Raw genomic sequence first — 24529 nt, 5'->3', positions numbered from 1 at the left:
TCAGATGGGACGGTCGGGGTCGAGTTCCGCGTCGTACGGCATCACCCAGAAGAATTCGCCCGGGGCGTCGTAGGCGAATATCAGGGCGGTGCTGCCGGCGCCGAAGACGTCGTCGCCGGTCTGTCTCACCTGGACGAGAGCGGAGGAGCCGTCGGGGGAGGTGACCTCGGCCTGGCCGAAGTCCCGCCCCACCCGGCCGGTGCGGATGACGCAGGTGCGGCCCACGAAGTCGGCGCGGGAGGGGACGCGCTCCTTCGGTACGGCGCGCCGCAGCGGCAGCGTGAGCAGGCGGGTGCCCAGCCAGGCGCAGGCGACCGCCGCGACCGGCACGGCGGGCAGGACCGGGGTCCCCGCGGCGAGGACGGACCCGGTGAGGCCGGCGAACCAGGCGACGGCCACCAGCAGCGAGACGGTCACCGCGACCGGCACCCCGCCGAGCCCGAGGCCCGCCAGGAACCCGGCGAAGCCCCCGCCGCCGGGGGCCTCGGCGGCGGGGGCCCCCTCACCCGCGGCGTCGTCGCCGAGGGCCGTGCCGGTGAGGAGGGAGACGATCCAGTAGCCGATCACCACGACCAGCGGGAAGCTGAACAGCACGGTGGGAAAGGCCAGCGCGGCGTCGACGAACTCGTGCAACCGACCCATTTGTATGAGAGATCCCCCTGCTGGTGCCCACCGGTGCGTCCCCCCGAACGCATGCGCCTGACTATATGTGTATAAAGAGCGAGTAAAAGCGATAGTTCCCGAAAGTCGAGAAATATCCGCCTGGAGAGGGAGACGGCGGCGGCCCGGGTCCGCCGGGCGGGTCACCCGGGATCCGCCCGGCGGTCCATCCGGGATCCGCCGGGCGGGTCGCCCGGAGTCCGCCGGGCGGGTCGCGAGGGACGCGCCGGGAACCGGGCGGGACGGCCCGGCGGATCCTAGGCGCTCGTGATCATGTAGGCGAGGCCGACGAGGATGACGACGGGGATGAGCCAGACGACGGCCTCGCGGGCGAATTCCTTGTACATGGCGGCGTCCCTTCGTGGCAGCGGTGGTCCTATGACGCGGCGGCGCCGACGATCATCGGGGCGTCCTGCGCGGGTCCCGGCTCGTCGATCACGTCGGCCACCACGCAGGTGATGTTGTCCGGGCCGCCGGCGTCGCAGGCGAGTTCGATGAGCGTGCGGGTGACGGTGTCGAGGTCGTCGATCGTGGCGAGCACGTGCCGGAGCCGGTCGGCGTCGACCACCCCGGACAGGCCGTCGGAGCAGAGCAGGTAGCGGTCGCCCACCTCGGCGTCCCGCAGCGACAGGTCGACCTCGATGGTGTCGCTGCCGTCCAGGACCTGGAGCAGGATCGATCGGTGCGGGTGGCGGGCCGCCTCCTCGGCGGTGATCCGACCGTCGTCCATCAGGGTCTGGACGAGCGTGTGGTCGTAGGTGATCTGGTAGAGGTCGCCCTCGCGCAGCAGGTAGGCGCGGGAGTCGCCGATGTGGGCCAGGGCCACGCGCGGCCCGTCCCAGAGCATCAGGGTCAGCGTGGTGCCCATCCCGGTGAGGCTCGGGTCCTGCTCGACCATCTCGCGCAGGCGCCGGTTGGCGCGGTGGACACCGTTCTCCGCGGCGGCGACGAGGTCGGGCGGGCACTCGTGGTCCAGGGGCGCGACCGTGGCGACCGCGGCCGCGCTGGCGACCTCCCCGCCCACGTGGCCGCCCATCCCGTCGGCGACGGCCAGCAACCGGGGGCCCGCGTAGGCGGAGTCCTCGTTGCCCTGGCGGACCCGGCCGACATCGGAACCCGCCGCATAGCGAAGCGTGATCATCTGCACATCACTGCTGAAACGTCGAGTCGCACGAGTGAATCGCTTTCGGACGGTCGGTACGGGCACGAGATCTCCCAACGATCCACTGTGCGCCCGTACTGGCGCAAGCGGCCCGGGGAAGTGTCGTCACATCAATCGGCGCGCGCGGCGGCGCGTAAGCTGTTCCGGCACTCTGGATGAGAGTACGGACGACAGTACCCGGACGCGAGTCCCCACGGCACGGCGAGGAGAAGACGATGAGCACCGCGATCGCGCAGGAGGCGGCGCGGCGCCGCACGTTCGCGGTGATCAGCCACCCCGACGCCGGAAAGTCGACCATGACGGAGGCGCTGGCGCTGCACGCCTCGGCGATCACCGAGGCCGGCGCCGTGCACGGCAAGGCCGGCCGGCGCGGCGTGACCTCCGACTGGATGGACATGGAGAAGGCCCGGGGCATCTCCATCACCTCGGCCGCCCTCCGCTTCGAGTACCGCGGGCACATGTTCAACCTGGTGGACACGCCCGGCCACGCCGACTTCTCCGAGGACACCTACCGCGTGCTGGCCGCCGTCGACTGCGCGGTCATGCTGCTCGACGCGGCCAAGGGCATGGAGCCGCAGACCCTGAAGCTCTTCGAGGTCTGCCGGCACCGGCGCATCCCCGTCATCACGTTCGTCAACAAGTGGGACCGGCCCGGCCGCGAGGCGCTGGAGCTGTTGGACGAGATCCAGGAGAAGACCGGCCTCAAGCCCACCCCCATCACCTGGCCGATCGGCACCGGCGGCTTCTTCCACGGGGTGATCGATCGGATCGCCGACCGGGCCGTCCGCTACACCCGCACGCCCGGCGGCGCCACCAAGGCCATCGAGACCGAGCTCACCCCCGAGCGGGCGGTCGCCGAGATCGGCGAGGACTGGGAGCGGTCGAGGGACGAGGCCGACCTGCTCACGGCGATCGGGTCCGACCACGACCAGAAGGCGTTCGAGTCCCACGAGACGACCCCGGTGCTGTTCGGCGCGGCGCTGTCCAACTTCGGCGTCGGCCGCCTGCTGGACGCCATGGTGGACCTCGCCCCGCCGCCCGCGCCTCGCCCCGACGTCAAGGGCGACCCGCGCCCGCTGGAGGAGCCGTTCTCCGGGCTGGTCTTCAAGGTCCAGGCCAACATGGACCCCTCGCACCGCGACCGGATCGCGTTCGTCCGGGTCTGCTCCGGCCGCTTCGAGCGCGGCATGGTGCTCACCCACGCGGCGACCGGGCGCCCCTTCGCCACCAAGTACGCCCAGTCGGTCTTCGGCCAGGAGCGCGCCACGATCGACGAGGCCTACCCCGGCGACGTGATCGGCCTGGTCAACGCCACGGCCCTGCGGCCGGGCGACACCCTCTACGACGGCCGCGCGGTCGAGTTCCCCAAGATCCCGAGCTTCGCGCCGGAGCACTTCTGGACCGCGCGGGTCCGCGACTCCAGCCGCTCCAAGCAGTTCCGCAAGGGCATCGAGCAGATGGAGGCCGAGGGCGTCGTCCAGGTGCTCCGCTCCGAGATCCGCGGCGACCAGTCGCCGGTGCTCGCGGCGGTCGGCCCGATGCAGTTCGACGTGGTCAAGCACCGGCTGGCCGGAGAGTTCAACACCGAGATCGCCCTGGACCGGCTCGACTTCAGCCTGGCCCGCCTCACCGACGCCGAGTCGGCGCCCGTCCTGACCCGCCAGCGCGGGGTCGAGGTCCTCACCCGGACCATCGACGGGGCGCTGCTGGCGCTGTTCACCGACGAGTGGCGGATGCGCGGCGTCCTGCGCGACCACCCGGACCTGGTCCTGGAACCGCTGCTCGCCGACACCCGAGCCTGACGGTGGGAGCGTTCCCACCACTTGTCCAGGCATGATGTGATATGTCGTTATGAGCACGATTAAGTGGGGCATCCTGGCGACCGGCGGCATCGCCGCGACCTTCACCGAGGACCTGAAGCTGCTGCCGGACGCCGAGGTGGTCGCCGTCGGGTCCCGGTCGATCGCGAGCGCGCAGGCTTTCGCCGACCGCCACGGCATCCCCCGCGCCCACGGCACCTGGGCCGACCTGGCCGCCGACCCCGAGGTGGACATCGTCTACGTCGCCACCCCGCACAGCGCCCACTACGACGCCGTCACGACCTGCCTGAACGCCGGCAAGGCCGTCCTGTGCGAGAAGCCGTTCACCCTCGACCGGGCCCGGGCCGCGGAGCTGGTGGACCTGGCGCGCGAGCGCGGGCTGTTCCTCATGGAGGCCATGTGGATGCGCTGCAACCCGGCGATCCGCAGACTCGTCGAGCTGGTCCGGGAGGGCGTGCTCGGCCCGGTGAACACCGTGCACGCCGACTTCGGCATCTCCGTCGAGGTCGGTCCCGACCACCGGCTCCGCGACCCCGCGCTGGGCGGCGGCGCCCTGATGGACCTGGGCGTCTACCCGGTCTCCTTCGCCCACATGCTGCTCGGCGCGCCGGAGAGGGTGCAGTCCTGGGCCCGCCTGACCCCCGAGGGCGTGGACGAGAACACCGGCATGCTCTTCGGCTACGAGGACGGCGCCGTCGCGATGCTCTCCTGCGGCATCACCACGCACAGCCCGGTCACGGCCTCGGTCTCCGGGCCGCTCGGCCGGATCGAGCTGCCGCACCTGTTCTTCCGGCCGGAGGCCTTCACGCTGTACCGGACGGACGGGGAGCCGGAGACCTTCCAGGTGCCCTTCGACGGCAACGGCATGAACCACGAGGCCGTCGAGGCCATGCGCTGCCTGCGCGAGGGGCTGCTGGAGAGTCCGCTGGTGCCCTGGCAGGCGACGCTCGAGGTGATGGGCCTCCTGGACGAGATCCGTGCCCAGGCGGGAGTGCGCTTCCCCGGCGAATGACCCGGCCGGGCCCTTCCTGTCCGCCCGGCGGGGCGGGGAGGAGGGGCGCCGTCGCTGCGCCTGCGACAGGCTCGGCGGCGGACGGGGCGCCAGAAGCGGAGGAGTCTCTCAGAGATCTCTCGGGTGCAGGACTTTGATCCGGCTGATGTGGCGCAATCGCTCGAACCCGTTGTCCTTCGTCAGGAGGAAGGCGCCGTGTTCCATCGCCGAAGCGGCGATGAGCATGTCGGATCGTTGCCCTTCGCGTCCTTTGGACAGGGCTGCGGCGTTGAGCATCGCGTAGGCGACGGCCGTACGGAGAGAGAAGTCCAGCACCGGAACCAGGCGCGCCAGACCGCTGATCCTCCGGGTCCGTTGCTCGCGCTCCGCCTTGGTCTTCGCCTTCGCGAGCCCGGTCAGCAACTCTCCCAAGGTCAGCACGGACATCGCCGGGTCGTAAGGAGCGAGACGCCGAGGATCGAGGACTCCACGCTCGATGTCCGCCATGACACATGTGTCGATCACGACACGCGAGGTCAAGACCGGTCCCGTATGGCGGCCTCGATGTCGTCGGCGAAGTCGGGGTCGGGACCGAACTCCTCGAACCAGCGAGCCAGGCGGTCTCCTATGGCCTGGCCGGAGAAGGGCGGCCGGGGAGCGGGGCCCAGGACTGCGGCGGGCCGTCCGCCTCGGGTGATGATGATCTGCTCTCCGGCCTCCACCCGGTCGAGTAGCCGGGAGAGGGTCTTGCCCGCTTCGGCGACGCCGACCGTGCTGGTGGGCTCCTCGGGCGAGGAGTCGATGGGAAGTGCACTCATACCGTCCACTGTAGCTCTGGCCTCCGGATGATTCCGGAGGTCACCGGAGCTATCCGGAGCTCCAGGTGCGCGGTTCGAAGGGAGTTTCGCTGCGACCTGATCCGGGATGCGAATGCTCTCTGAGGCCGCGGCCGCCGGGCCCGCGCCCGGGTCGCGGGCGTCAGGAGCCGCGCGGGGTGACCAGGCCGGATTCGTAGGCGATGACGACGAGCTGGGCGCGGTCGCGGGCGCGGAGTTTGGTCATGGCCCGGTTGACGTGGGTCTTCGCGGTCAGCGGGCTGATCACCATGCGGCCGGCGATCTGGTCGTTGGACAGGCCCCGCGCGACCAGGGCGACGGCCTCGCGTTCCCGGGCGGTCAGCTCTTCCAGCCCCGCCGGGTCGCCGGTGCCGGGCGGCTGGGCGACGTACCGGTCGATCAGCCTGCGGGTGATCGACGGGGCGAGCAGGGCGTCACCGCGCGCGGCGACGCGTACGGCGTGCAGGAAGTCCTCCGGCTGGATGTCCTTGACCAGGAATCCGGCCGCGCCGGCGCGCAGCGCGTCGAAGACGTACTCGTCCAGGCCGTAATTGGTCAGGATGACGACGTGCACCCCGGCCAGGGCCGGATCCGCGGCGATGCGCCGGGTCGCCTCGACGCCGTCGACGACCGGCATCCGGATGTCGACGAGCGCGATGTCGGGCAGGTGCTCCCTGGCCAGGGCCAGGCCCTCCAGCCCGTCCCCGGCCTCGGCCACCACCTCGATGTCGTCCTCCAGGTCGAGGAGCGCGCGGAACCCGCTGCGGATGAGCGGCTGGTCGTCGACCAGCAGGACACGGATCACGGCGTTCCCTCCAGGGGGAGTTCGGCGTGGACGGTGAAGCCGCCCTCGCCGCGCGGCTCCGCCCGCAGGCGACCGCCGAGGGCGGTGACGCGTTCGCGCATGCCGAGCAGCCCGACGCCGGGCACGGGTACGGCGTGCGGTGCGGCCGTGCCGTCGTCGTCGACCTGGACGACCAGGGCGTCGGGACGATGGTCGATCCGGACCGACGCGGTGGTGGCGGCGGCGTGCCGGGCGACGTTGGTCAGCGACTCCTGAACGATCCGGTACGCGGTCCGCTCCACCGCGGCCGGCACGTCGTCGCGGTGCCCCTCGACCGTCAGCGTCGCGTCCAGACCGGCCGCCCGGGCCCGTCGCACCAGTTCCGGGACGTGGTCGAGCCCGTGCGGCGGGCTCCTGCCGTCGTCGCGCAGCGCCTCCAGGGTCGCCCGCAGTTCCCGGGACGCCTCACGACCGGCGTCCCGGATCGCCAGCAGGGCCTCCGGCACCGGTTCACCCCGCCTGCGGGCCACGTGGACGGCGGCTTCGGCCTGCACCTTGATGACGGAGATCTGGTGGGTGAGCGAATCGTGCAGCTCCCGTGCGATGTGCAGCCGCTCCTCGTCGGCGCGGCGCCGCGCGGTCTCCTCGCGGGTGCGCTCGGCCTCCTCCGCCCGCTGCTCGGCCTGCCGCAGCGCCTCGCCCGCCGCTCCGGCGGCGACCAGCCAGGCCAGCTGGAGGGCGTCCCGGCTCTGCGCCAGCGCCCCGCCCACCGACAGGTCGTGGGAGGAGGCCAGCAGCGCGAGCGGGAGGGCGACCAGCACGGTCACCGTACCCGCCACCGCGACGATGCGGTGGCCCGCCCGTACCGCGGCGTACACCGCGAACAGGTACGCGACGGCGGGCACGTCGAGACCGACGGCCTGGTGACCCACCGCGCACAGCCCGGTCACGGCCAGTACGGCGACCGGGGCCCGGCGGTGTGCGGCCAGCGCCAGCCCGCCGGTCAGCAGCAACGCGTAGCCCAGCGGGGCGAGGTCCGGGTGGGAGTGCCGCCCGGACAGTCCGGTGAACAGCAGCGCCGCCGTCACGCCGGCGGTGATCGCCCAGTCTCCGGCACCGGCCCGGGCACCGATCCGGACAGCGGCTCGGATACCGGTCCGGATACCGGTCCGCCCTGTGCTCATGCGCGAACCCTAACCGGATGCCCGCACGAGGCGAATCCCGCGTACGGATGATCGGCCGCCTACCGCGCACGCGGTACCCGCGCGGCTCCCGCGGCGTCCGCGGTAGCCGGATGCGGCGTCGGCGGCAGCGCCGATTGTCTGCGCCCGCCGGACGACGGGCGGCGGGTCCGGCGGACATGATCAGGCGGTGTCCGGTCGTAGGAGAGAAGTCGTAGGAGAGAAGGAGCACCCATGTCGGTCCGTCATCTGCTCGCCGCCGCCGCGGCCGCCCCGCTCGGCGTCCTCGGGCTCGCCGCACCGGCGGCCGCGCACGTCCTGGCCCAGCCGGCCGTCACCGACGCCTACACCTTGACCGCCGGGCGTGCCTGGTCCTTGGTGGGCGCGTTGCTGGGGCTGGCCGGTGCGGTCGTCGGCGGGCTGGCCTTGGCCCGCCCCGCCGGTCGGCTCGGCACCGGGGGAAGGGGAGCCGTCGCGGCCCTGGCGGCGGGGCTGGCCGGCGCGGTCGTCGGCGGGCTGGTCGTGGCCGCCGCCGAGGGCGGGCCCGGCACCGGCTACGGAATAGTCGGAGGCGTCCTGTCCCTGGTGGTCGGGCTGGTCGCCGCGGTCCTCGGCGGGCTGGCCCTGGTCCGCTCCCGCCGCACCGGCTGACCGCCGTGAGCGGGGCGCGGTGAGCTGACCCGCGGTGAGCCGATCGCCGTGAGCCGATCGCCGTGAGTGGGTGCGGCGAGTGGGGCGTCGCGAGCGGGGTGCGGCGGTCGGCCGGTCAGCCGGGGAGGCCGCCGCGTCCCGGAGCCCTCTCGCTCAGACCCGTTCCCAGTCGTGGCGCTCCAGGAAGGCCCGGTTGTCGACGGCGTACTCGGCGAAGGCGTCCTGGACCGTCTCCAGGTCGGCGACGTGCGTGCGGAACATGGCGTTGCGGACGCTGTCCTTGTACTCCAGCTCGTAGCCGCCGGGCTCCGGGGAGGTCTGGATGAAGTGCTCGCCGAAGACGACCAGGGCGGTGAACGGGTTCTGCGGGCCCATCGTGGCCAGCGCGTCGTGGACGAGCTGGAGGTCGGGGTCGATCAGGATCATCCCGTCGCCCGTGTGCATCTGCATGCCGGGGTAGGCGCCCAGCGGCTCGCGGTTGTGCACCAGCCGGCGCTGCGGGTCGTAGCAGACCAGCTCGCACTCCCGGGCCGCCTCGAAGGCGACCCCCGACACCTCGTCGGACCGTTCGCGCTCCACGGTGACGAGGGCGTACTCCGGGGAGACCTGCCGGGCCTCGGGCAGGCGCTCGGCGAACGCCGCCACCCCGGGGTGCGCCGCGGCGGCGTCGGGCTCCCCGCGGCGGAGCGCCTGGAAGACGTTCTCCGCGTGTTCCTTGGTGATCGGCTTGGGCTCGTACCAGACGGCCAGTTTGAAGCTCACCCTTCCATCGTCCTACAGCCCCCGCGGAGAACCGGTCTCCGCTCGCGGGCGGCGGCGGGTTTCCCACCGCCCGGAGGGACGGGAAGGCTCGGGACGGGGCCTGACCGCGGCGCGGGCCGACCGGACCGCGGGGACCGGGCACCGGTCGCGAAGGGCTAGCATCGGCGCAGTTCGGGAGCGAGGTGGCCGGGATGGACTTTCGGGTGCTGGGGCCGGTCGGCGCGGCCGGCGACGGCGGGGAGCCGCTGGACATCGGCCCCCACCAGCAGCGGGCGGTGCTCGCCCTGTGCATGCTCGCCGCGCCCCGGCCGGTCGCGCCGGGGCGGATCATCGACGTGCTCTGGGAGGACGGGCCCCCGCCGGGGGCGGTCAACACCGTCCAGGCCTACGTCTCCAAGCTCCGCCGGGTCTTCGAACCGGACCGGCGGCGGAACACGCCCCCGTCCGTCCTGGTCAGCCGCCCGGGCGGCTACGCCCTCGCGATCGGTGAGGCGGACCTCGACCTGGCGCGGGCACGCGGGCACGCGGCGGAGGGCACTCGCCTGGCGGCCGCCGGGGACCACGCGGGGGCGGAGCGGGAGTTCCGGCGGGCGCTGGGGGAGTGGCGGGGGGAGCCGCTGGCCGACTTCACCGGCGCCTCCTGGGCGGAGCAGGAGCGGGCCCATCTGGCCGAGTTCCGGCTGACACTGGAGGAGGACGCCGCCGAGGCGGCCCTGGTCCTGGGCCGGGGTGACGCGCTCACCGGCGGGCTGGCCAGGCTGGTGGCCGCCCACCCGCTGCGCGAACGGCTCCGCGTGCTCGCCGCGCACGCCCTCTACCAGGCCGGGCGGCAGGCGGACGCGCTGACCGTGCTCGCCGAGGGCCGCAGGCTTCTGGTGGAAGAGCTCGGCCTGGACCCCGGACCGTCCGCGCGGGAGATGGAACGGCGCATCCTCGCCCAGGACCCGGCGCTCGTCCGCCGGACGGAGGCGCGCGGGGCGCACGGGACGGTCGTCCCGCCGTCGGCGGGGCCGGCGGTCGCTGCGGCGTCCGTCCCGCCGTCGGTGGGAGCCGCGGTCGCTGCGGCGTCCGTCCCGCCGTCGGTGGGATCAGCGGCGCCCGTCGCTCCGGGGTCCCCGGCGCCCCGGCTGGTCGGCAGGGACGCGGAGATCGCCGTCCTCGACCGCGCGGTCACCGGCGACGGGCACCGGGTGGTGCTGCTGGCGGGGGAACCCGGGATCGGCAAGACGAGCCTGGCCGAGCACGCCGCCGCGACCGCGGAGGCGGCCGGGCGGCGGGTGGTGTGGGGCCGCTGCTGGGACGAGGGCGGTGCCCCGCCCTTCTGGCCGTGGACGCAGGCCGCCACGGAACTCGCGGGCTCCACCGAACCGGGAGGACCCGGCGCGGGCTCCGCGGGCCTGATCGGAGCCGGCGCGGACTCTGCGGATCTGACCGGACCCGGTACGGCCTCCGCGGGCCTGATGGGAGCCGGTTCCGCGGGCCTGACGGGGCCCGGTACGGCCTCCGCGGGACCGGGCGGAGCGGGAGCGCAGGGAGAGGGCGGGCGGTTCCGGTTCTACGAGGCCTTCGCCCGGCTGCTGAACGGGTACGGCAGGGTGCTGGTCGTCCTGGACGACCTCCAGTGGGCCGACGCCTCCTCGATCCGGCTGCTGGAGTTCCTCGCCTCGACCCGGCTCTGCCCGGAGCTGGTCGTGGTGGCCACCTACCGGGACACCGACGTACGGCCCGGCGGAGCGCTGGAGCACGCCCTCGGCGCACTGGTGCGGCTGGCGCACGTGCGGCGGCTGGCCGTGCGCGGCCTGGCCGAGGACGACATCCGCGAATACCTCGGCCGGGCCGGGGCCGACACCGGCCGCGCCGCGGAGATGACCCGGCTCACCGCGGGCAACCCGTTCTTCCTCGGCGAGGTGCTGCACCTGGCCGAAGGGCCCGGCGCCGCGGAGTCCCCGGCGGCCCCGGCCGCGCTGGCCGACCTGTCGGACGTGGTGCGCGGCCGGCTGGCCGGGCTGCCTCCCGGGACGGAGGAGGTGCTGACCGTCGCCGCCCTGCTCGGCCGGGACGCGCCCGCCGACATCCTGTTCCGGGTCGCGGACCTGCCCGAGGAGGAGGTGCTCGACATCCTCGACGCCGCGGTCCGGGCCCGGCTGCTGGCCGAGGGGGACGGGCCGGCCTGCCGGTTCGTCCACGACATCGTCCGCGACGTGCTGCGCGAGGCGCTGCCGCCGCTGCGGCGCAGGCGCCTGCACGCCCGGATCGCCGAGGTGCTGGAGGAGCGGAGCGGGACCCGGCTGGTCGAGATCGCCCACCACTACGGCGAGGGCGTGCTGAGCGGGCGCACGGCGGGCAAGGCCATCGGCTACGCCCGGCGCGCGGCGGCGCAGGCCACGGCCCAGTTCGCGCACGAGGACGCGGTCGAGCACCTGGAACGGGCGATCGCCCTGATCGGCGCCCTGCCCCGGTCCGACGACGCGCTCCGCTGCGACCTCCTGCTCGACCTGGCCGAGGCGCAGGCGGCGGCGGGCCTGAGCACGGCCGCCCGCACCCGCCTGGAGGAGGCCGCACGGATCGCCGAGGACCTCGGCGACGACAACCGCCTGGCCCGGGCGGCGCTCGGCCTGTCGGACCAGATCTACACGGCCATGTACGAGGAGGTGACCGACGTCGAGCGGCTCGCCGGGCGCATCGACCGGGCGCTCGCCTCGGACCTGGCCGAGGGCTCGCCGTGGCGCGCCCGCCTGCTGGCCGCCTCGGCGTTCATCGGCTCCACGGGGCGGCCGGTCGCGCAGAGCCTGGAGCTCGCGGCGCAGGCCGTACGGCTGGCGCGCCGCGGCGGCGACGAGCGGACCCTGTCCCGGACGCTGATCGCCTGGGAACTGCTGCTCCGCTCCGGCGCCGACCACGACCTGCGGCGGGAGGTCATCGACGAGATCGTGGAGCTCGGCGTGCGCACCGGCGACCTGGTGACCGAGTGGATCGGCCGGGAGACCGGCCACGTCGAGCGGACCGCCCGGGGCGAGCGCGACGGCGCGGCCGGGGACCTCGCCTGGCTGCGGGAGACCGCCGAGCGGCTCCGGCTGCCCTCGCTGTCCGGTCTCGCCGCCTGGCAGAGCGCGGTCCACGCCTACCTGGACGGGCGGTCCGGCGACGCCCTCGCGGCGGCCGGGGAGTCGGAGGCGGCCCACCCGGAGGGCGCGCTCGGCCGAGACGACGCGCACCTGCGGCACGAGACGCTCCGCTTCCTCGCCCTGCGCGCGGGCGGACGCTCTGCGGAGGCGCTGGCGCTGGCCGACGAGACCCTCGGCGCGCGCCCCGGTCAGCGGCCCTGGCGGCTCCTGCGCTGCCTGGCCCTGACCGACCTGGGCCGGGCGGAGGAGGCGCGGGCGGACTTCGCCGGCCTCGCCCGCGACGGTTTCGCGGAGCTCCTGCCCGACCTGGGCTACCGGTTCGTCGCGGACGCGGTCTGCGAGCTCTGCGCCGCGCTCGGGGAGGCGGAGGCGGGCGAGGTCCTGGCGGGCCACCTGGCGCCGCACGCGGGACGCCTGCTGGGCTGGTCGGTCACCGACCTGTGCCTGGCCAGGCTGGCCCTGCTGCACGGCGACCGGGACCGGGCCGGGGAGCACCTGCGGGCGGCCGAGGCGTTCGTGCGCCGCTCCGGCGTCCGCGTCCACGAACCCGCCCTGCGGGAGCTGCGGACGCGGCTCTCCGGCTGAGACCGGGACCGGCGCGCTCGAAGGAGGACCGGCAGGTCCCGGACCGGTCATGGCCGCGGCGAGGCCGCGTCCAGGAGAGCACGTCCGGCCTCGGTGAGCTCGTGCGTGGCCGTGCGACCGGTCCGGCTGCTGTCGATCAACCCGGCGTCTCGCAGGATCGCCAGGTGCTCGCTGGCCGTCGGGGCGGTGACGCCCACCAGCCTGGCCACGACGGTCGTCTGCAGCGGAGTGGTGAGCGCGGCCAGGATCCTGGATCGAGTTGCTCCCAGAAGCCGGTCGAGGGATCTCGGAGTGGGAGGTGCCGTCCAGAGGTACCGCCCGGATGCCGGGTAATAGATCGCCGGAGTCCAGTGGTCCGAGGTGGTGCACTGCATCCGGTCGGTGATGAACAGCGACGGAACGAGAATGAGCCCCTCGGGGCAGTCGACGTCGATGTCGACGGTTTTCCCGACGGTGATGGTGTCGCCTTCGCACGCGGCGGAGTGGTGGAGGCGCGGAAGGACCGCGCGCAACCCCTCGCGGTTGACCTGGACGGCCCGATCCAGCATCTCGGCACGCAGCGCCTGCCGCATGGACGGCCACTCCGGTTCTACGACCGCCTTCCAGAGGCGGCGCAGCGCGTCGGCGGCCTCGGACCTGGCTCGGCCGGGGTCGTCGAGCAACCGGCGGACCGTCTCCGTCCCGCGCCCCCTCGCGGCGTCGACCAGTTCGGCGTACGTCTGGTCCGCCGGCGCGGCGAGGAGGGCGTCCATGCCCTCCTCGAACGTCGGCTCACTGGACATCGGCGACGGGTCGAGGAAGTCAGGTCGATACGCGCCGTCGGCCATGAAGACCGTGAGCGCGCTCAAGTCCGGCTCCGAGAGACGGCGGTGGCGACGGCGAAGCCACGGGTGGAACATCGGGTGACGCTGCGGTTCGGTCAAGAGCCGGGCGAGACTGACCACTTCGTGGATCGGCGACATCGCCCACCGCACGCTCGCAGCGCCGGCGCCCAATCGGTAGCGGATCACTCCCCAATTGTTAGGCCACCGCCGAAATGAGCGCGAGCGGAGTGGCGAGGCCCCGAGACTCGGGTCATGACCGACACGGAGCCGACTGCCCGGCTTTCCCAGCGACCCGAGCGAGCCCGGCAGACACGAACGATCCGGCTGGGCGCCGGCGGATCGACCATCGAAGTCCTCGTCGGCCCCGCGGAGACCGGCGGGACCATGAGCATCTACCGGTGGCGCATGTCGCCCTCCAGCCGGGGACCCGCCCCGCACTTCCACACGACCTTCAGCGAGACCTTCACCGTCGAGGAAGGCGAGGTCGACTACTTCGACGGGCGGACCTGGCGGACACTGCTGCCCGGCGACACCGCGCACGTCGCGATGGGCGGCGTCCACGCGATCCGGAAGGAGCGCGCCGAACCCGCCACCCTCCTCATGGCACTCTCGCCGGGCGTACCCCGGGAGGAGTACTTCGCGCAGCTCGCCACTGCGGACGAACGGGACCTGAGCCGGCTTCACGAAGCCCACGACAACCACTTCGTCCACGACTTCGAACGGTGATGGAGCCGGCACGGAACAAGCCCCGCCCCGCTCCTTGGACCGCACTCGTAGAACTGCTCCCGAGAGACGAGACAACCCATGCTCACTGACATCGCCACTGTGCTCGCCGGTCTGGTCGCCGTCGGCATCATCCTCATCGGCGTCCGCTTCCTGCTGCAGCCGGTCGCGTCGGCGGAGGGCTTCGGGGTTCCCGTGCCCATGAACGCGTACTTGACCGTCAAGGGCGTACGGGACATCACCGCCGGCCTCGTCGTGCTCCCGGCCCTCGTGACGGGAGACCGGCACATGCTCGGCTGGCTGATCCTCGCCAGCGTGTTCGCCCCACTGGGCGACATGGTCGTCGTGCTCAGGAACGGGGGTCCGCGGGCGGTGGCGTTCGGCGTCCACGGCCTCACCGCCGCGGTGATGGCGGCGGCCGCGGCCGTTCTCATCCTGATGTGAGGCGTGTCGTCCAGAGGGACGTTCCGGTGCCCGGGGAGGCGCCATGCCGTACCAGGCCTCGGAGGTGCCGCTCGGAATGCGGCGCGCCGGAGATGGCGGAACATGCATGTACGGGAGAGCATTGGGCATGTCTCCACACCGCTGAAGGGCGGTGAAATGATCGAAATCTGGCCTGGTGACCCCTATCCTCTGGGGGCCACCTATGACGGCGCGGGGACCAACTTCGCGCTCTTCTCCGAGGCCGCGGAGAAGGTCGAGCTGTGCCTGTTCGACGACGAGGGCGAGGAGACCAGGGTCTCGCTCACCGAGGTCGAGGGCCACGTCTGGCACGGCTACCTGCCCCGGGTCGGCCCGGGGCAGCGGTACGGCTACCGCGTGCACGGGCCCTACGACCCGGGCTCCGGGCAGCGCTGCAACCCCGCCAAGCTCCTCCTCGACCCCTACGCCAAGGCGATCGAGGGCGACGTGGCGTGGGACGAGGCGGTGTACGGCTATCGCTTCGGACGGCCGGACAGCCGCAACGACGCGGACTCGGCGCCGTTCATGCCGCTCTCCGTGGTGGTCAACCCGTTCTTCGGGTGGGGGCACGACCGCCCGCCCGCCACGCCGTACCACGACACGGTGATCTACGAGGCGCACGTCAAGGGTCTGACGATCAACCACCCGAAGATCCCGGAGCGGATCCGCGGCACCTACGCGGCCATCGGGCACCCCGAGATCATCGACCACCTGACCGCGCTCGGCGTGACGGCGATCGAGCTCATGCCGGTGCACCAGTTCGTCACCGACCACATGCTGGCCGACAAGGGCCTGTCGAACTACTGGGGCTACAACACCATCGGCTTCTTCGCCCCGCAGAACACCTACTCCAGCAGCGGCCAGCGCGGCGGCCAGGTGCTGGAGTTCAAGGCCATGGTCAAGGCGCTGCACGAGGCGAACATCGAGGTCATCCTCGACGTGGTCTACAACCACACCGCCGAGGGCAACCACCTGGGCCCGACGCTGAGCATGCGCGGCATCGACAACGCCGCCTACTACCGGCTCGTCGACGACGACCGGCGCTACTACATGGACACCACCGGCACCGGCAACAGCATGTTCATGCGCTCGCCCCAGGTGCTGCAGCTGATCATGGACTCGCTGCGCTACTGGGTCACCGAGATGCACGTGGACGGATTCCGATTCGACCTGGCGGCCACGCTCGCCCGCGAGCTGCACGAGGTCGACCGGCTGAGCGCCTTCTTCGACCTGGTCCAGCAGGACCCGGTGCTGTCGCGGGTCAAGCTCATCGCCGAGCCGTGGGACGTCGGCCCCGGCGGCTACCAGGTGGGCAACTTCCCGGCCCGGTGGACCGAGTGGAACGGCCGCTACCGCGACACGATCCGGGACCTGTGGCGGGGCGAGCCCGCCGCGCTGCCCGAGTTCGCCTCGCGGTTGACCGGCTCCAGCGACCTCTACCAGGACGACAGCCGCCGTCCCGCCGCCTCCATCAACTTCGTCACCTGCCACGACGGCTTCACCCTCACCGACCTGGTCTCCTACAACCACAAGCACAACGAGGCCAACGGCGAGGACAACCGCGACGGCACCGACGACAACCGGTCCTGGAACTGCGGGGCCGAGGGGCCCGCGACGCTGGCCATCGAGTCGCTGCGCGAGCAGCAGAAGCGCAACTTCCTGACCACGCTGTTCCTGTCGCAGGGCGTGCCGATGCTCTCCCACGGCGACGAGCTCGGCCGCACCCAGCAGGGCAACAACAACGTCTACTGCCAGGACAACGAGCTCAGCTGGGTCGACTGGTCCGACGTCAGGGAGAACTGGCTGCTGCTGGAGTTCACCCGGAAGCTGGCCAAGCTCCGCGCCGACCACCCGGTCTTCCGGCGGCGCCGCTTCTTCTACGGCCGGCCGGTGCGCGGGTCGGACGACGGGCTGAGCGACATCGCCTGGCTCACCCCGCACGGGAAGCGGATGACCGACGCCGACTGGAACGTCGGGTACGCCAAGTCGCTGGCCGTCTTCCTGAACGGCGACGCCATCACCGAGCCGGACCGCCGGGGACGGCGCATCACCGACGACTCGTTCCTGCTGCTGATCAACGCCCACCACGAGACCATCAAGTTCACGATCCCGGAGGATTACGGCGACATGTGGCTGACGGAGATCGACACGGCGATGCCGATCACGGTCGACACCCCGCTCTGCCGGGCGGGAGAGGGAGTGCCGGTGGCGGGCCGCTCGATGCGGGTGCTGCGCCGTGTCTGAGCCCGTACCCGCGCCGGTGTCCACCTACCGCTTCCAGCTGACCCCCGACTTCGGGTTCGACCGGGTCGCCGAGCTCGCCCCCTACCTGCGCGACCTCGGGGTGAGCCACGTCTACCTCTCGCCGATCCTGCAGGCCGTGCCCGAGTCGCGGCACGGCTACGACGTCACCGACCACTCGCGGATCCGCGAGGAGTTCGGCGGGATCGAGGGTCTGCGGGCGATGGCCGCGACGCTGGCCGGGCACGGGATCGGCATCGTGGTGGACATCGTGCCCAACCACATGACGGTCCCGGTGCCCGAGTCGGGCAACGCGCCGCTGTGGTCGGTGCTCGCCGAGGGGCCGGCCTCGCCGTACGCGTCGTGGTTCGACATCGAGTGGACCGACGGCAGGGTGAACATGCCGGTGATCGGTGACGACACCGAGCCCGTGGTGGACGGCGACGTGCTGCGCTACCACGACCATGCGTTCCCCTACCCGGACACCCACTACCGGCTGGTCGACTGGCGGCGCGGCCCCGGCTACCGGCGCTTCTTCGACGTGTCCTCGCTGATCGGCCTGCGGGTGGAGGACCCGGAGGTCTTCGACGCCACCCACCGGGTGATCCTGGACCTGGTCGCCGAGGGCGTGATCGGCGGCCTGCGGGTCGACCACCCCGACGGCCTGGCCGACCCGCGCGGCTACCTGGCCCGGCTGCGCGCCGCGTCGGGCGTGTGGACGGTCGCCGAGAAGATCCTCGTCGGCGACGAGCGGCTCCCGGACGACTGGGCGTGCGACGGCACCACCGGCTACGAGGCGCTGAACCGGATCACCGGGCTCTTCGTCGACGCGGCCGGGAAGGAACCGCTGGTCGAGGAGTTCGTCCGGCGGACCGGCATGCCGCGCGACTACGCGGAGGTGGTCTACACCGCCAAGAAGCACGTCCTCGACCTGTTCTTCGGCGCCGAGATCGACCGGTTGCACGCGGTCGTCGGCACCGACCGCGACACGCTCGCCGAGCTGCTGGCGGCCATGCCGGTCTACCGGGCCTACGCGGTCCCGGGGGAGCCGGTGCGCGCGGCCTCGGCGGCGATCGTGGAGGCGGCCGGCGAGCTCGCCGCCGCGCGGTTGCCCGAGGGCGCCCCCGTCGCCGAGACGGTGGAGAAGGTGCTGTACGGCCCGGCCGAGGCGGTCGTCCGGTTCCAGCAGACCTGCGGCCCGGTGATGGCCAAGGGGGTGGAGGACACCGCCCTCTACCGGTGGTACCCGCTGGCCTGCCTGAACGAGGTGGGCGGTGAGCCGGACCGGTTCGGCGGGCCGGTGGAGGAGTTCCACGCGTTCTGCCACCGGATGGCCCCGGGCACGATGACGACCCTGTCCACCCACGACACCAAGCGCTCGGAGGACGTCCGGGCCCGGTTGGCCGTGCTTTCGGAGCTGCCCGGCGAGTGGACCGAGGCGGTCGAGGAGTGGTCCGCGAAGGTCTCCTTCGACCCGGCGCTGGACTACCTGGCCTGGCAGAACCTGATGGCCGCCTGGCCGATCGACCCGGACCGGTTCTTCGACTACCTGTTCAAGGCGGCCCGCGAGGCCAAGACCGCGATCTCCTGGGCCACGCCCGACCCGTCCTACGAGAAGGGCCTGCGGGCCTTCGTGGAGCGGGCGATCGGCGAGTGCGGCCCCTCGATCGGGGAGTTCGCCGCCCGGATCGAGCCCTACGCCCGGTCCAACTCGCTGGGCCAGAAGCTCGTCCAGCTCATGATGCCGGGCGTGCCGGACCTGTACTGGGGCAACGAGATCACCGACTTCTCCCTGGTGGACCCGGACAACCGCCGCCCGGTCGACTTCGGCCTCCGCGCCTGGATGCTCGCCGGGGACGGAGCCCCCGGTTCGCCCGGTGCTCTCGGGGCCGCCGGGTCTTCCGGATCTCCCGGGACCGCCGGACCGGCCGGGTCCGCGGCGCTCGCCGGGTCCACCGGGTCTACCGGGTCCTCCGGACCGGCAGGGTTCGCCGGGTCCGCCGGGTCCGCCGGGTCCGCCGGGGCCGGCTGGTCCGAGTGGGACGCCGCCAAGCTGCTCGTCACCCGGCAGGCGCTCGGTCTGCGGCGGCGGATCGACCCCGCGGCGCCGTACGTCCCGCTGGAGACCGGCGAGCACGCGGTCGCCTTCGCCCGCGGGGAGCGGGCCGTGGCGGTGGCGACCCGGCTCCCGGTGGGCCTGGAGCGGCACGGCGGCTGGGGCGGCGAGACGCTCACGCTCCCGCCCGGCCACTGGCGCGACCTGCTGTCCGGTGCCGAGCACACCGGGCGGATCCCCATGGCCCACCTGCTCTCCCACCACCCCGTCGCGCTGCTGGAAAGGGACTGACACATGTTCGAGGTGTGGGCGCCGGAGGCGGGCGCCGTCGAGGTGGAGATCGACGGGACCCGGCACGCGATGCGGCGCGGGAACGGCGGCTGGTGGTCGGCGGAGGTGCCGGGAGCCGGGCACGGCACCGACTACCGGTTCCGGCTGGACGGCGGCGACCCGCTGCCCGACCCGCGGACCCGGTGGCAGCCCGAGGGGATCTTCGGGCCGAGCCGGGTCTACGACCACGACCGGTTCGCCTGGAGCGACGACCTGTGGAAGGGCCGGGCCCTGCCCGGCTCGATCGTCTACGAGCTGCACATCGGGACCTTCACCCCGGAGGGCACGTTCGAGGCGGCGATCGGCAAGCTGGAGCACCTGGTGGCGCTGGGCGTCGACTTCGTCGAGGTCATGCCGGTGCCGCCGGTCCCGGGCGGGCGCAACTGGGGCTACGACGGGGTGGACCTGTGGGCCGTCACCGACAACTACGGGGGCCCCGACGGGTTCAAGCGGTTCGTGGACGCCTGCCACCGCCAGGGGCTCGGCGTGATCCTCGACGTCGTCTACAACCACCTCGGGCCGTCCGGCAACTTCCTGGCGCCCTTCGGCCCGTACTTCCACTCCTCCGCCTCCTCCTTCTGGGGCCAGGCGGTCAACCTGGACGGCCCCGGCTCCGACGAGGTGCGGCGCTACTTCATCGGCAACGCGCTGCAGTGGCTGCGCGACTACCACGTCGACGGCCTGCGGCTGGACGCCGTGCACGCGCTGCACGACGACCGGGCCGTGCACTTCCTGGAGGAGCTGGCAGGAGAGGTGGACGCCCTGTCGGCCGCCGTCGGCCGCCCGCTGACACTCATCGCCGAGTCCGACCTCAACGACCCCCGGCTGATGACCCCGCGCGAGGCCGGCGGGTACGGCCTGGCCGCCGCCTGGAACGACGACGTGCACCACGCCCTGCACACGGCGGTCACCGGCGAGCGGCACGGCTACTACGACGACTTCGCCGGAGGGCCGTCCGGGTCCCCGGCCGCCGCCCTGGCCAAGGTGCTGACCTCGGCCTACTACCACGACGGGACCTACTCGTCGTTCCGGCGCCGCTCCCACGGCCGCCCGGCCGGGCACGTGCCCGGCCACCGGTTCGTCGTCTGCGCGCAGAACCACGACCAGATCGGCAACCGGGCCGAGGGCGACCGGGTCGACCCCGAGGCGCTCCGGCTGGCCGCCGGGCTCCTGCTGACCTCGCCCTTCACCCCGATGCTGTTCATGGGGGAGGAGTGGGGGACGCGCACGCCGTTCCTGTTCTTCACCGACCACGTCGAGCCGCAGTTGCGCGAGGGCGAGGCCGACCGGCGGCGGCGGGAGTTCGTCGGCTTCGGCTACGACGACTGGGCGGACAAGGCCCCCGACCCCGGGGAGGAGCTGACGTTCCTGCGCTCCAAACTCGACTGGAGTGAGCTGGAGCAGGACGCGCACCGCGCCCACCTCGACTGGTACCGGGCGCTCATCGCGCTCCGCCGGGCCCACCCCGACCTGTCCGACCCGCGCCTGGACCGGGTCCGGGTGGAGCACGAGGGCTCCTGGCTGGTGGTGCACCGGGGCGCGTTCCGGGTGGCCGCCAACCTCGGCCGGTCCCCGGTCGCGCTCCGGGTCCAGCCCGCCGAGATCGTCCTGGCCTCCGACCCCGGCACCCACCTCGACGGCGACGACCTGACCCTGCCCGCCCGCTCGCTGGCGATCCTCAGACTGACCGCCTAGCGGTCCGCCGCCGCCCTCGCCGGGCGGAGGGCCCTGCCACACAGGCGGAGTCCTCCGCCCGGCGGGTCGGCGGCCGGGTGGAGGACTCCGCCCGGCGGATCCGGCGCCGCCTGCCCGGCTGCGACAATCATGGGATGCGCATCGCGGACATGACACTCGACGACGAGGCCCTGGCGAAGGAGGTGCTGGCCGTCCAGCACGCGGCCTACGCCGTCGAGGCGGAGATCATCGGGGACGACCGCATCCCCGCGCTCCACGAGACCCTGGACGAGATGTGCGCCGAGCCGCTGACCTGGCTGGGCGCCTTCGACGGCGACCGGCTGGTCGGGGCCGTGGCGTGGTCGGAGACGGAGGACGAGGTGGACATCGACCGGCTCGTCGTGGACCCGGGAGCACACCGGCGCGGCATCGGGAGGGCGCTGGTGGAGGAGCTGACGTCCCGGGCGGGCGGGCGCCGGATCACGGTGTCCACCGGCAGGGCGAACACGCCCGCCCGCACGCTCTACGAGCGGCTCGGGTTCGGCGGAGCCGAGGACGCCGAGGTGATCCCCGGGCTCTGGATCACGAGGTACGCCCGTCCCGCCGAGGGCTGACCGGCCCCGGGCGTCCGCCTACCCGGCGTGCTGCCGGCGGACCATCTCCGCGATCCAGACGGGTGCGAACGGGGACGTGCAGTTCGGCGGGGTCGGATAGTCCTTGAGCACCTCCAGACGTTCGCCGATGGCGACGGCGCGGGCGCGGTGCCCGGCGTGCTCGATGCCGATCTGCGCCAGGCAGTGGTTCATCGCCCACTGCAGGCGGTCCGGGGCGTCCTTCATCTCCGCCTCGATGACGTCGAGCAGTCCCGGAAGGTCGAGTCCCCCGGGCTGCTTGGCCACGCGTTCGGTGGTCAGCGCCCAGCCGGCGCTCGCGACCACCGGGTCCGGATCGGCGGACCAGGCCAGGCGTAGCTCTTCGGCGTGCGGGCTCTTCTTCACCACGTAGTTCACGAGCCAGTCGTGCACCTTGGGAGTGCGCGACTGACGCACCATGGCGTCCAGCTCGTCGCGGGTGAACGCCTTCGGGCGGCAGACCAGGATCGCCAGCAGCCGCGCCGCACTGTCATCCGTCTCCCAGAGCCGGCGCGCGAGGTCCTGCTGCGTCTTCAGCCGTTTGGCGAGCGCGCGCAGCCTGCCGAGGTTCACCCCGTGGTCGTCGCCGTGCCTCTCGTTCACCTCGCGCGCCTTCGGGTCCTCCAGCGAGGCCAGCTCGGCCATCACCTCGGCCACCGTCGTCTCGGTCACCTGTGCCTCCTGTGCCTCCTGCGCGGGGGTCCGGCCGCCGTGCCGCGGGCGGGCGGGGGCTCCGCCCACGGCCGAGCGGTGAGGGGCCCGGTCACGACTCGCCGGCTTCCGGAGCGAAGTGCTGAACGCCGAACGCGACGGCCGCGGCGATGTCCTCGTCGCCGATGCCCCACGCCTCCTGGACGACCGCGCCCCAGGCGCGGCAGCTGCGCGTCGCGAACTCCTTCGCCTCCGCGGTGTCCTCCCAGGTGGCCGGGTCGACGTCCACACCGCGCAGGTGGAGGTCCAGGCCGAGCACGGTGAGGTCCCAGCCGCCGCCGATGCCGATCGTGCCGCCCGGCCCGTAGGTCCTGACGAGCTCGTCGACGATCTCAGCGGGCGAGGAGTGCTCCAGTTCGAAGGCGGTGCGCCCGTCGCCGGCGGCCGTCAACCGGACCTCGACCTCGGTCGCCATGCCCTCGCCCAGCACCCACGTCACCTTGAGCAGACTCGGCTGCTCGCACCGCAGGATCTCGCCGCCGGCGTTGTCCTTGAGCTGGAACGCGCCGCCGATCCGGAAGTCGCCCTCGATGGGGCCCAGCCAGCGGCTGAGCCGTACCGGGTCGGTGCAGGCGTCCCAGACGTCCTCGATCGGGGCGTCGTAGACCCGGCGCAGCAGCAGCGACCGGCCCGCGCCACTGGCGACCGGCAGGTTTCCGATCTCCCGGTGCGTGGCGTTGATCTGGTCGACGATGTCGATCACGTGTTCTCCTCGGTGTCGGTGTCGGTGTCGGTGTCGGTGTCGGTGTCGGTGTCGGTGTCCGTGCCGGGCTCGGCCTCGGAGGTCGCGGTGGGGTTTCCGCGGTCGTCGGAGACCGGACGTCGTTCGCGTCTGCTCCGCGCCAGTTCGGTGGCCAGCGCGTCGAGCCGCTGGTTCCAGAACGGGCGGAAACGCTCCAGCCACAGGTCTGCCTCCTGCAGGGGATCGGGCTCCACGGCGTAGATGCGACGGGTGCCCTCCGCCCGGCAGGAGGCGAACCCCGACTCCCGAAGGACCCGGAGATGCTGGGAGACCGCGGGTGGCGAGATGCCGAACTCCGCCCGGATGACCTCGCTGATCACCCCGGCGGCCTGCTCTCCGCCGGCGAGCAGCTCCAGGATCCGGCGCCGGACCGGATCGCCGAGGACGTCGAAGGCGTGCACTCGCTTACTGTTTCAGTTTCTACTTAATTAAGTCAAGGCTGAAATTTGGATCGGATCTCTCCGCGGTGTGAGACCTCCCTGAAGAGGCGATCCGCGGCTGCCCGCCGTACCCGCCTCCGTCGGTGGCCGACCGGTTCGGGCGAACGGTGACGGCTCAGGGCGGGGCGGGTCAGTGATCGGACAGACGGAACCAGACCGACCCGCCCGCCTCGTCGCGGTGGTGGCCCCACTCCGTCGCGAGCAGGTCCACCAGCCACAGACCCCGGCCACCGTCGTCCTCGGGCTCGGGGACCTGTACGGCGGGCACGCCCGCGGCCGAGCCGTCGTCGGTCACCTCGACGCGGACGGCTCCGGGGGACATTGCCAGGCGGACGGTCACCCGGCCGCCCGCCGTACGGCCGGAGTCGGAGTGCACGACCGCGTTGGTGACCAGTTCGCTCAGCAGGAGCAGGAGGTCCTCGAGGACCGGGGCGGGCAGGTGCCCGGACAGTGAGCCCCGGGCCCATTCGCGGACGCGGGAGACGGACACCGCGTTTCCCGGGAATTCCCGATGCCAGGCGTTCCGGGCGGTCTCCGGGAATTCTTCGGGGGATTCGCGATGGCGGATCGGATCGCGCATTCTCATGCGTTCACTTCGGCCATGATGATGTCGGCGGCGTTGTCGGCCTCGGCCACCACCCATTTGTCCCGCCGCCACAGCCGCGCCCACCACGGCCGCCAGGTGAAGACCCAGCCGCAGTAGCGCCGGATGACGGTGATGCGGACCGGGTCACCGGCCGCCGTACGGACCTCCAGGACCGGTTCCCCGCCGACCGGGAGGACCAGTGAGGCGCACACGCCGAGACCGTGCAGGTCCCAGCCCAGCCGCACCAGGTGCATGAACCTCTCGTACCGCTCGCCCACCGTCATGGTCCCGCCTTTCCGCACCTGTCCTGCGCTCCGGCGGAGAGGAGGGGTCCGCCTGGCGGGCGCGCGACCTGATCGGCACTCCGCCCCCTACGCCCTGCATCCCGCCCTCCGCGATCCGGCCGGAGGTGATGAACTGCTTTCTTTTCCGCGCTGTCCGGCGGAGAAGTCCTCTGTCTAGACTGCCTTTCCTTCGATTGATCGGTAATGGGGTCGGCAATCCATGCGACGCCCGATAATGACGGCCATCGGTGTGGCGAGGTGTGGGCC

The 24529-nt window shown here is 72.8% G+C and carries 23 protein-coding genes; 10 read left to right on the top strand and 13 right to left on the bottom strand.

The window, feature by feature from the left end; all coding sequences use genetic code 11:
• Entirely contained in the window at nt 1–642 is a 642-nt protein-coding gene (locus IEZ07_RS07840; protein WP_239319665.1) for an OB-fold-containig protein, read from the bottom strand.
• A 394-nt stretch (nt 643–1036) separates the two neighbouring features.
• Nucleotides 1037–1801: a PP2C family protein-serine/threonine phosphatase gene (locus IEZ07_RS07835; protein ID WP_191894149.1), complete on the bottom strand. Its 765-nt coding sequence runs from the start codon at nt 1799–1801 to the stop codon at nt 1037–1039.
• Between the two features lie 236 nt (nt 1802–2037).
• Between IEZ07_RS07835 and IEZ07_RS07830 the strand changes: the two genes are divergently transcribed.
• Both IEZ07_RS07830 and IEZ07_RS07825 read left to right on the top strand, forming a co-directional pair.
• Nucleotides 2038–3624: a peptide chain release factor 3 gene (locus IEZ07_RS07830; protein ID WP_191894148.1), complete on the top strand. Its 1587-nt coding sequence runs from the start codon at nt 2038–2040 to the stop codon at nt 3622–3624.
• A gap of 49 nt (nt 3625–3673) precedes the next feature.
• Nucleotides 3674–4654 (top strand): Gfo/Idh/MocA family protein, encoded by a 981-nt coding sequence (locus IEZ07_RS07825; RefSeq protein ID WP_191894147.1) that lies wholly within the window; start codon nt 3674–3676, stop codon nt 4652–4654.
• Nucleotides 4655–4762: 108 nt separating this feature from the next.
• On the opposite strand, the gene IEZ07_RS07820 is transcribed toward IEZ07_RS07825, so the two are convergent.
• From IEZ07_RS07820 to IEZ07_RS07805, 4 genes are all read right to left on the bottom strand, one after another.
• Nucleotides 4763–5158, bottom strand: a complete 396-nt coding sequence (locus tag IEZ07_RS07820; RefSeq protein ID WP_275413796.1) for a PIN domain-containing protein — start codon at nt 5156–5158, stop codon at nt 4763–4765.
• An 11-nt stretch (nt 5159–5169) separates the two neighbouring features.
• Nucleotides 5170–5451: a type II toxin-antitoxin system Phd/YefM family antitoxin gene (locus tag IEZ07_RS07815; RefSeq protein ID WP_191894145.1), complete on the bottom strand. Its 282-nt coding sequence runs from the start codon at nt 5449–5451 to the stop codon at nt 5170–5172.
• 160 nt (nt 5452–5611) lie between these two features.
• Nucleotides 5612–6274, bottom strand: a complete 663-nt coding sequence (locus tag IEZ07_RS07810; RefSeq protein ID WP_191894144.1) for a response regulator — start codon at nt 6272–6274, stop codon at nt 5612–5614.
• Nucleotides 6271–7437, bottom strand: a complete 1167-nt coding sequence (locus IEZ07_RS07805) for a sensor histidine kinase (protein ID WP_191894143.1) — start codon at nt 7435–7437, stop codon at nt 6271–6273. The genes IEZ07_RS07810 and IEZ07_RS07805 overlap by 4 nt, the downstream gene beginning before the upstream one ends.
• A 231-nt stretch (nt 7438–7668) precedes the next feature.
• Between IEZ07_RS07805 and IEZ07_RS07800 the strand changes: the two genes are divergently transcribed.
• Nucleotides 7669–8085 (top strand): DUF6223 family protein, encoded by a 417-nt coding sequence (locus tag IEZ07_RS07800; RefSeq protein ID WP_191894142.1) that lies wholly within the window; start codon nt 7669–7671, stop codon nt 8083–8085.
• A 153-nt stretch (nt 8086–8238) separates the two neighbouring features.
• Here the strand turns inward: IEZ07_RS07800 and IEZ07_RS07795 are convergent, their stop codons facing one another.
• Nucleotides 8239–8847: a hypothetical protein gene (locus IEZ07_RS07795; protein ID WP_191894141.1), complete on the bottom strand. Its 609-nt coding sequence runs from the start codon at nt 8845–8847 to the stop codon at nt 8239–8241.
• 191 nt (nt 8848–9038) lie between these two features.
• On the opposite strand from IEZ07_RS07795, the gene IEZ07_RS07790 reads away from it, so the two are divergent.
• Nucleotides 9039–12557 carry an ATP-binding protein gene (locus IEZ07_RS07790; RefSeq protein ID WP_191894140.1) on the top strand — a complete coding sequence of 1173 codons (3519 nt, stop codon included), beginning with the start codon at nt 9039–9041 and terminating at the stop codon, nt 12555–12557.
• A 47-nt stretch (nt 12558–12604) separates the two neighbouring features.
• Here the strand turns inward: IEZ07_RS07790 and IEZ07_RS07785 are convergent, their stop codons facing one another.
• The gene (locus IEZ07_RS07785) at nt 12605–13405 is read right to left on the bottom strand and encodes a DUF5937 family protein (protein WP_204054306.1); all 801 of its coding nucleotides are present in this window, start codon (nt 13403–13405) and stop codon (nt 12605–12607) included.
• A 228-nt stretch (nt 13406–13633) separates the two neighbouring features.
• Here IEZ07_RS07785 and IEZ07_RS07780 point away from each other — a divergent pair, with 228 nt between their 5' ends.
• The 6 genes from IEZ07_RS07780 (at nt 13634) to IEZ07_RS07750 (ending at nt 21481) form a co-directional block, all read left to right on the top strand.
• Nucleotides 13634–14107 (top strand): cupin domain-containing protein, encoded by a 474-nt coding sequence (locus IEZ07_RS07780; RefSeq protein ID WP_191894138.1) that lies wholly within the window; start codon nt 13634–13636, stop codon nt 14105–14107.
• Between the two features lie 78 nt (nt 14108–14185).
• Complete coding sequence (locus IEZ07_RS07775) at nt 14186–14548, top strand: DUF4267 domain-containing protein (protein WP_191894137.1); 363 nt, start codon at nt 14186–14188, stop codon at nt 14546–14548.
• A gap of 156 nt (nt 14549–14704) precedes the next feature.
• Nucleotides 14705–16810: a glycogen debranching protein GlgX gene (glgX, locus tag IEZ07_RS07770; RefSeq protein WP_191894136.1), complete on the top strand. Its 2106-nt coding sequence runs from the start codon at nt 14705–14707 to the stop codon at nt 16808–16810.
• Complete coding sequence (gene treY / locus IEZ07_RS07765) at nt 16803–19154, top strand: malto-oligosyltrehalose synthase (RefSeq protein WP_239319662.1); 2352 nt, start codon at nt 16803–16805, stop codon at nt 19152–19154. Before glgX ends, treY begins: the two co-directional genes overlap by 8 nt.
• A 3-nt stretch (nt 19155–19157) precedes the next feature.
• The gene (gene treZ, locus IEZ07_RS07755; RefSeq protein WP_191894135.1) at nt 19158–20888 is read left to right on the top strand and encodes a malto-oligosyltrehalose trehalohydrolase; all 1731 of its coding nucleotides are present in this window, start codon (nt 19158–19160) and stop codon (nt 20886–20888) included.
• 134 nt (nt 20889–21022) lie between these two features.
• Nucleotides 21023–21481: a GNAT family N-acetyltransferase gene (locus tag IEZ07_RS07750; RefSeq protein WP_204054305.1), complete on the top strand. Its 459-nt coding sequence runs from the start codon at nt 21023–21025 to the stop codon at nt 21479–21481.
• 18 nt (nt 21482–21499) lie between these two features.
• Here the strand turns inward: IEZ07_RS07750 and IEZ07_RS07745 are convergent, their stop codons facing one another.
• The 5 genes from IEZ07_RS07745 to IEZ07_RS07725 all read right to left on the bottom strand — a co-directional run bounded on the left by IEZ07_RS07745 (nt 21500) and on the right by IEZ07_RS07725 (nt 24262).
• Nucleotides 21500–22144, bottom strand: a complete 645-nt coding sequence (locus tag IEZ07_RS07745) for a DNA alkylation repair protein (protein ID WP_191894332.1) — start codon at nt 22142–22144, stop codon at nt 21500–21502.
• A 118-nt stretch (nt 22145–22262) separates the two neighbouring features.
• Entirely contained in the window at nt 22263–22913 is a 651-nt protein-coding gene (locus IEZ07_RS07740; RefSeq protein ID WP_191894134.1) for an SRPBCC domain-containing protein, read from the bottom strand.
• Complete coding sequence (locus tag IEZ07_RS07735) at nt 22910–23353, bottom strand: ArsR/SmtB family transcription factor (RefSeq protein WP_191894133.1); 444 nt, start codon at nt 23351–23353, stop codon at nt 22910–22912. Before IEZ07_RS07735 ends, IEZ07_RS07740 begins: the two co-directional genes overlap by 4 nt.
• A gap of 169 nt (nt 23354–23522) precedes the next feature.
• Nucleotides 23523–23882, bottom strand: coding sequence for an ATP-binding protein (locus IEZ07_RS07730; RefSeq protein WP_191894132.1), 360 nt, complete (start codon nt 23880–23882; stop codon nt 23523–23525).
• A gap of 92 nt (nt 23883–23974) precedes the next feature.
• A complete protein-coding gene (locus IEZ07_RS07725) occupies nt 23975–24262 on the bottom strand; it encodes a hypothetical protein (RefSeq protein ID WP_191894131.1) in 288 nt (95 codons plus the stop codon).
• Nucleotides 24263–24529: the final 267 nt, after the last annotated feature.

This window comes from Planomonospora parontospora (assembly GCA_014647935.1).
Lineage (GTDB): Bacteria > Actinomycetota > Actinomycetes > Streptosporangiales > Streptosporangiaceae > Planomonospora > Planomonospora parontospora.
The sequence above is the reverse complement of the archived record's forward strand: the minus strand, read 5'-3'. Positions and strand labels throughout refer to the sequence as shown.

What these genes read in the sequence shown, in the direction of transcription:
- IEZ07_RS07840 (WP_239319665.1), bottom strand. Translation starts at nt 642, where the DNA reads ATGGGTCGGTTGCACGAGTTCGTCGACGCCGCGCTGGCCTTTCCCACC.
- IEZ07_RS07835 (WP_191894149.1), bottom strand. Translation starts at nt 1,801, where the DNA reads ATGATCACGCTTCGCTATGCGGCGGGTTCCGATGTCGGCCGGGTCCGC.
- IEZ07_RS07830 (WP_191894148.1), top strand. Translation starts at nt 2,038, where the DNA reads ATGAGCACCGCGATCGCGCAGGAGGCGGCGCGGCGCCGCACGTTCGCG.
- IEZ07_RS07825 (WP_191894147.1), top strand. Translation starts at nt 3,674, where the DNA reads ATGAGCACGATTAAGTGGGGCATCCTGGCGACCGGCGGCATCGCCGCG.
- IEZ07_RS07815 (WP_191894145.1), bottom strand. Translation starts at nt 5,451, where the DNA reads ATGAGTGCACTTCCCATCGACTCCTCGCCCGAGGAGCCCACCAGCACG.
- IEZ07_RS07805 (WP_191894143.1), bottom strand. Translation starts at nt 7,437, where the DNA reads ATGAGCACAGGGCGGACCGGTATCCGGACCGGTATCCGAGCCGCTGTC.
- IEZ07_RS07800 (WP_191894142.1), top strand. Translation starts at nt 7,669, where the DNA reads ATGTCGGTCCGTCATCTGCTCGCCGCCGCCGCGGCCGCCCCGCTCGGC.
- IEZ07_RS07790 (WP_191894140.1), top strand. Translation starts at nt 9,039, where the DNA reads ATGGACTTTCGGGTGCTGGGGCCGGTCGGCGCGGCCGGCGACGGCGGG.
- IEZ07_RS07780 (WP_191894138.1), top strand. Translation starts at nt 13,634, where the DNA reads ATGACCGACACGGAGCCGACTGCCCGGCTTTCCCAGCGACCCGAGCGA.
- IEZ07_RS07775 (WP_191894137.1), top strand. Translation starts at nt 14,186, where the DNA reads ATGCTCACTGACATCGCCACTGTGCTCGCCGGTCTGGTCGCCGTCGGC.
- glgX (WP_191894136.1), top strand. Translation starts at nt 14,705, where the DNA reads ATGATCGAAATCTGGCCTGGTGACCCCTATCCTCTGGGGGCCACCTAT.
- treZ (WP_191894135.1), top strand. Translation starts at nt 19,158, where the DNA reads ATGTTCGAGGTGTGGGCGCCGGAGGCGGGCGCCGTCGAGGTGGAGATC.
- IEZ07_RS07750 (WP_204054305.1), top strand. Translation starts at nt 21,023, where the DNA reads ATGCGCATCGCGGACATGACACTCGACGACGAGGCCCTGGCGAAGGAG.
- IEZ07_RS07745 (WP_191894332.1), bottom strand. Translation starts at nt 22,144, where the DNA reads ATGGCCGAGCTGGCCTCGCTGGAGGACCCGAAGGCGCGCGAGGTGAAC.
- IEZ07_RS07725 (WP_191894131.1), bottom strand. Translation starts at nt 24,262, where the DNA reads ATGACGGTGGGCGAGCGGTACGAGAGGTTCATGCACCTGGTGCGGCTG.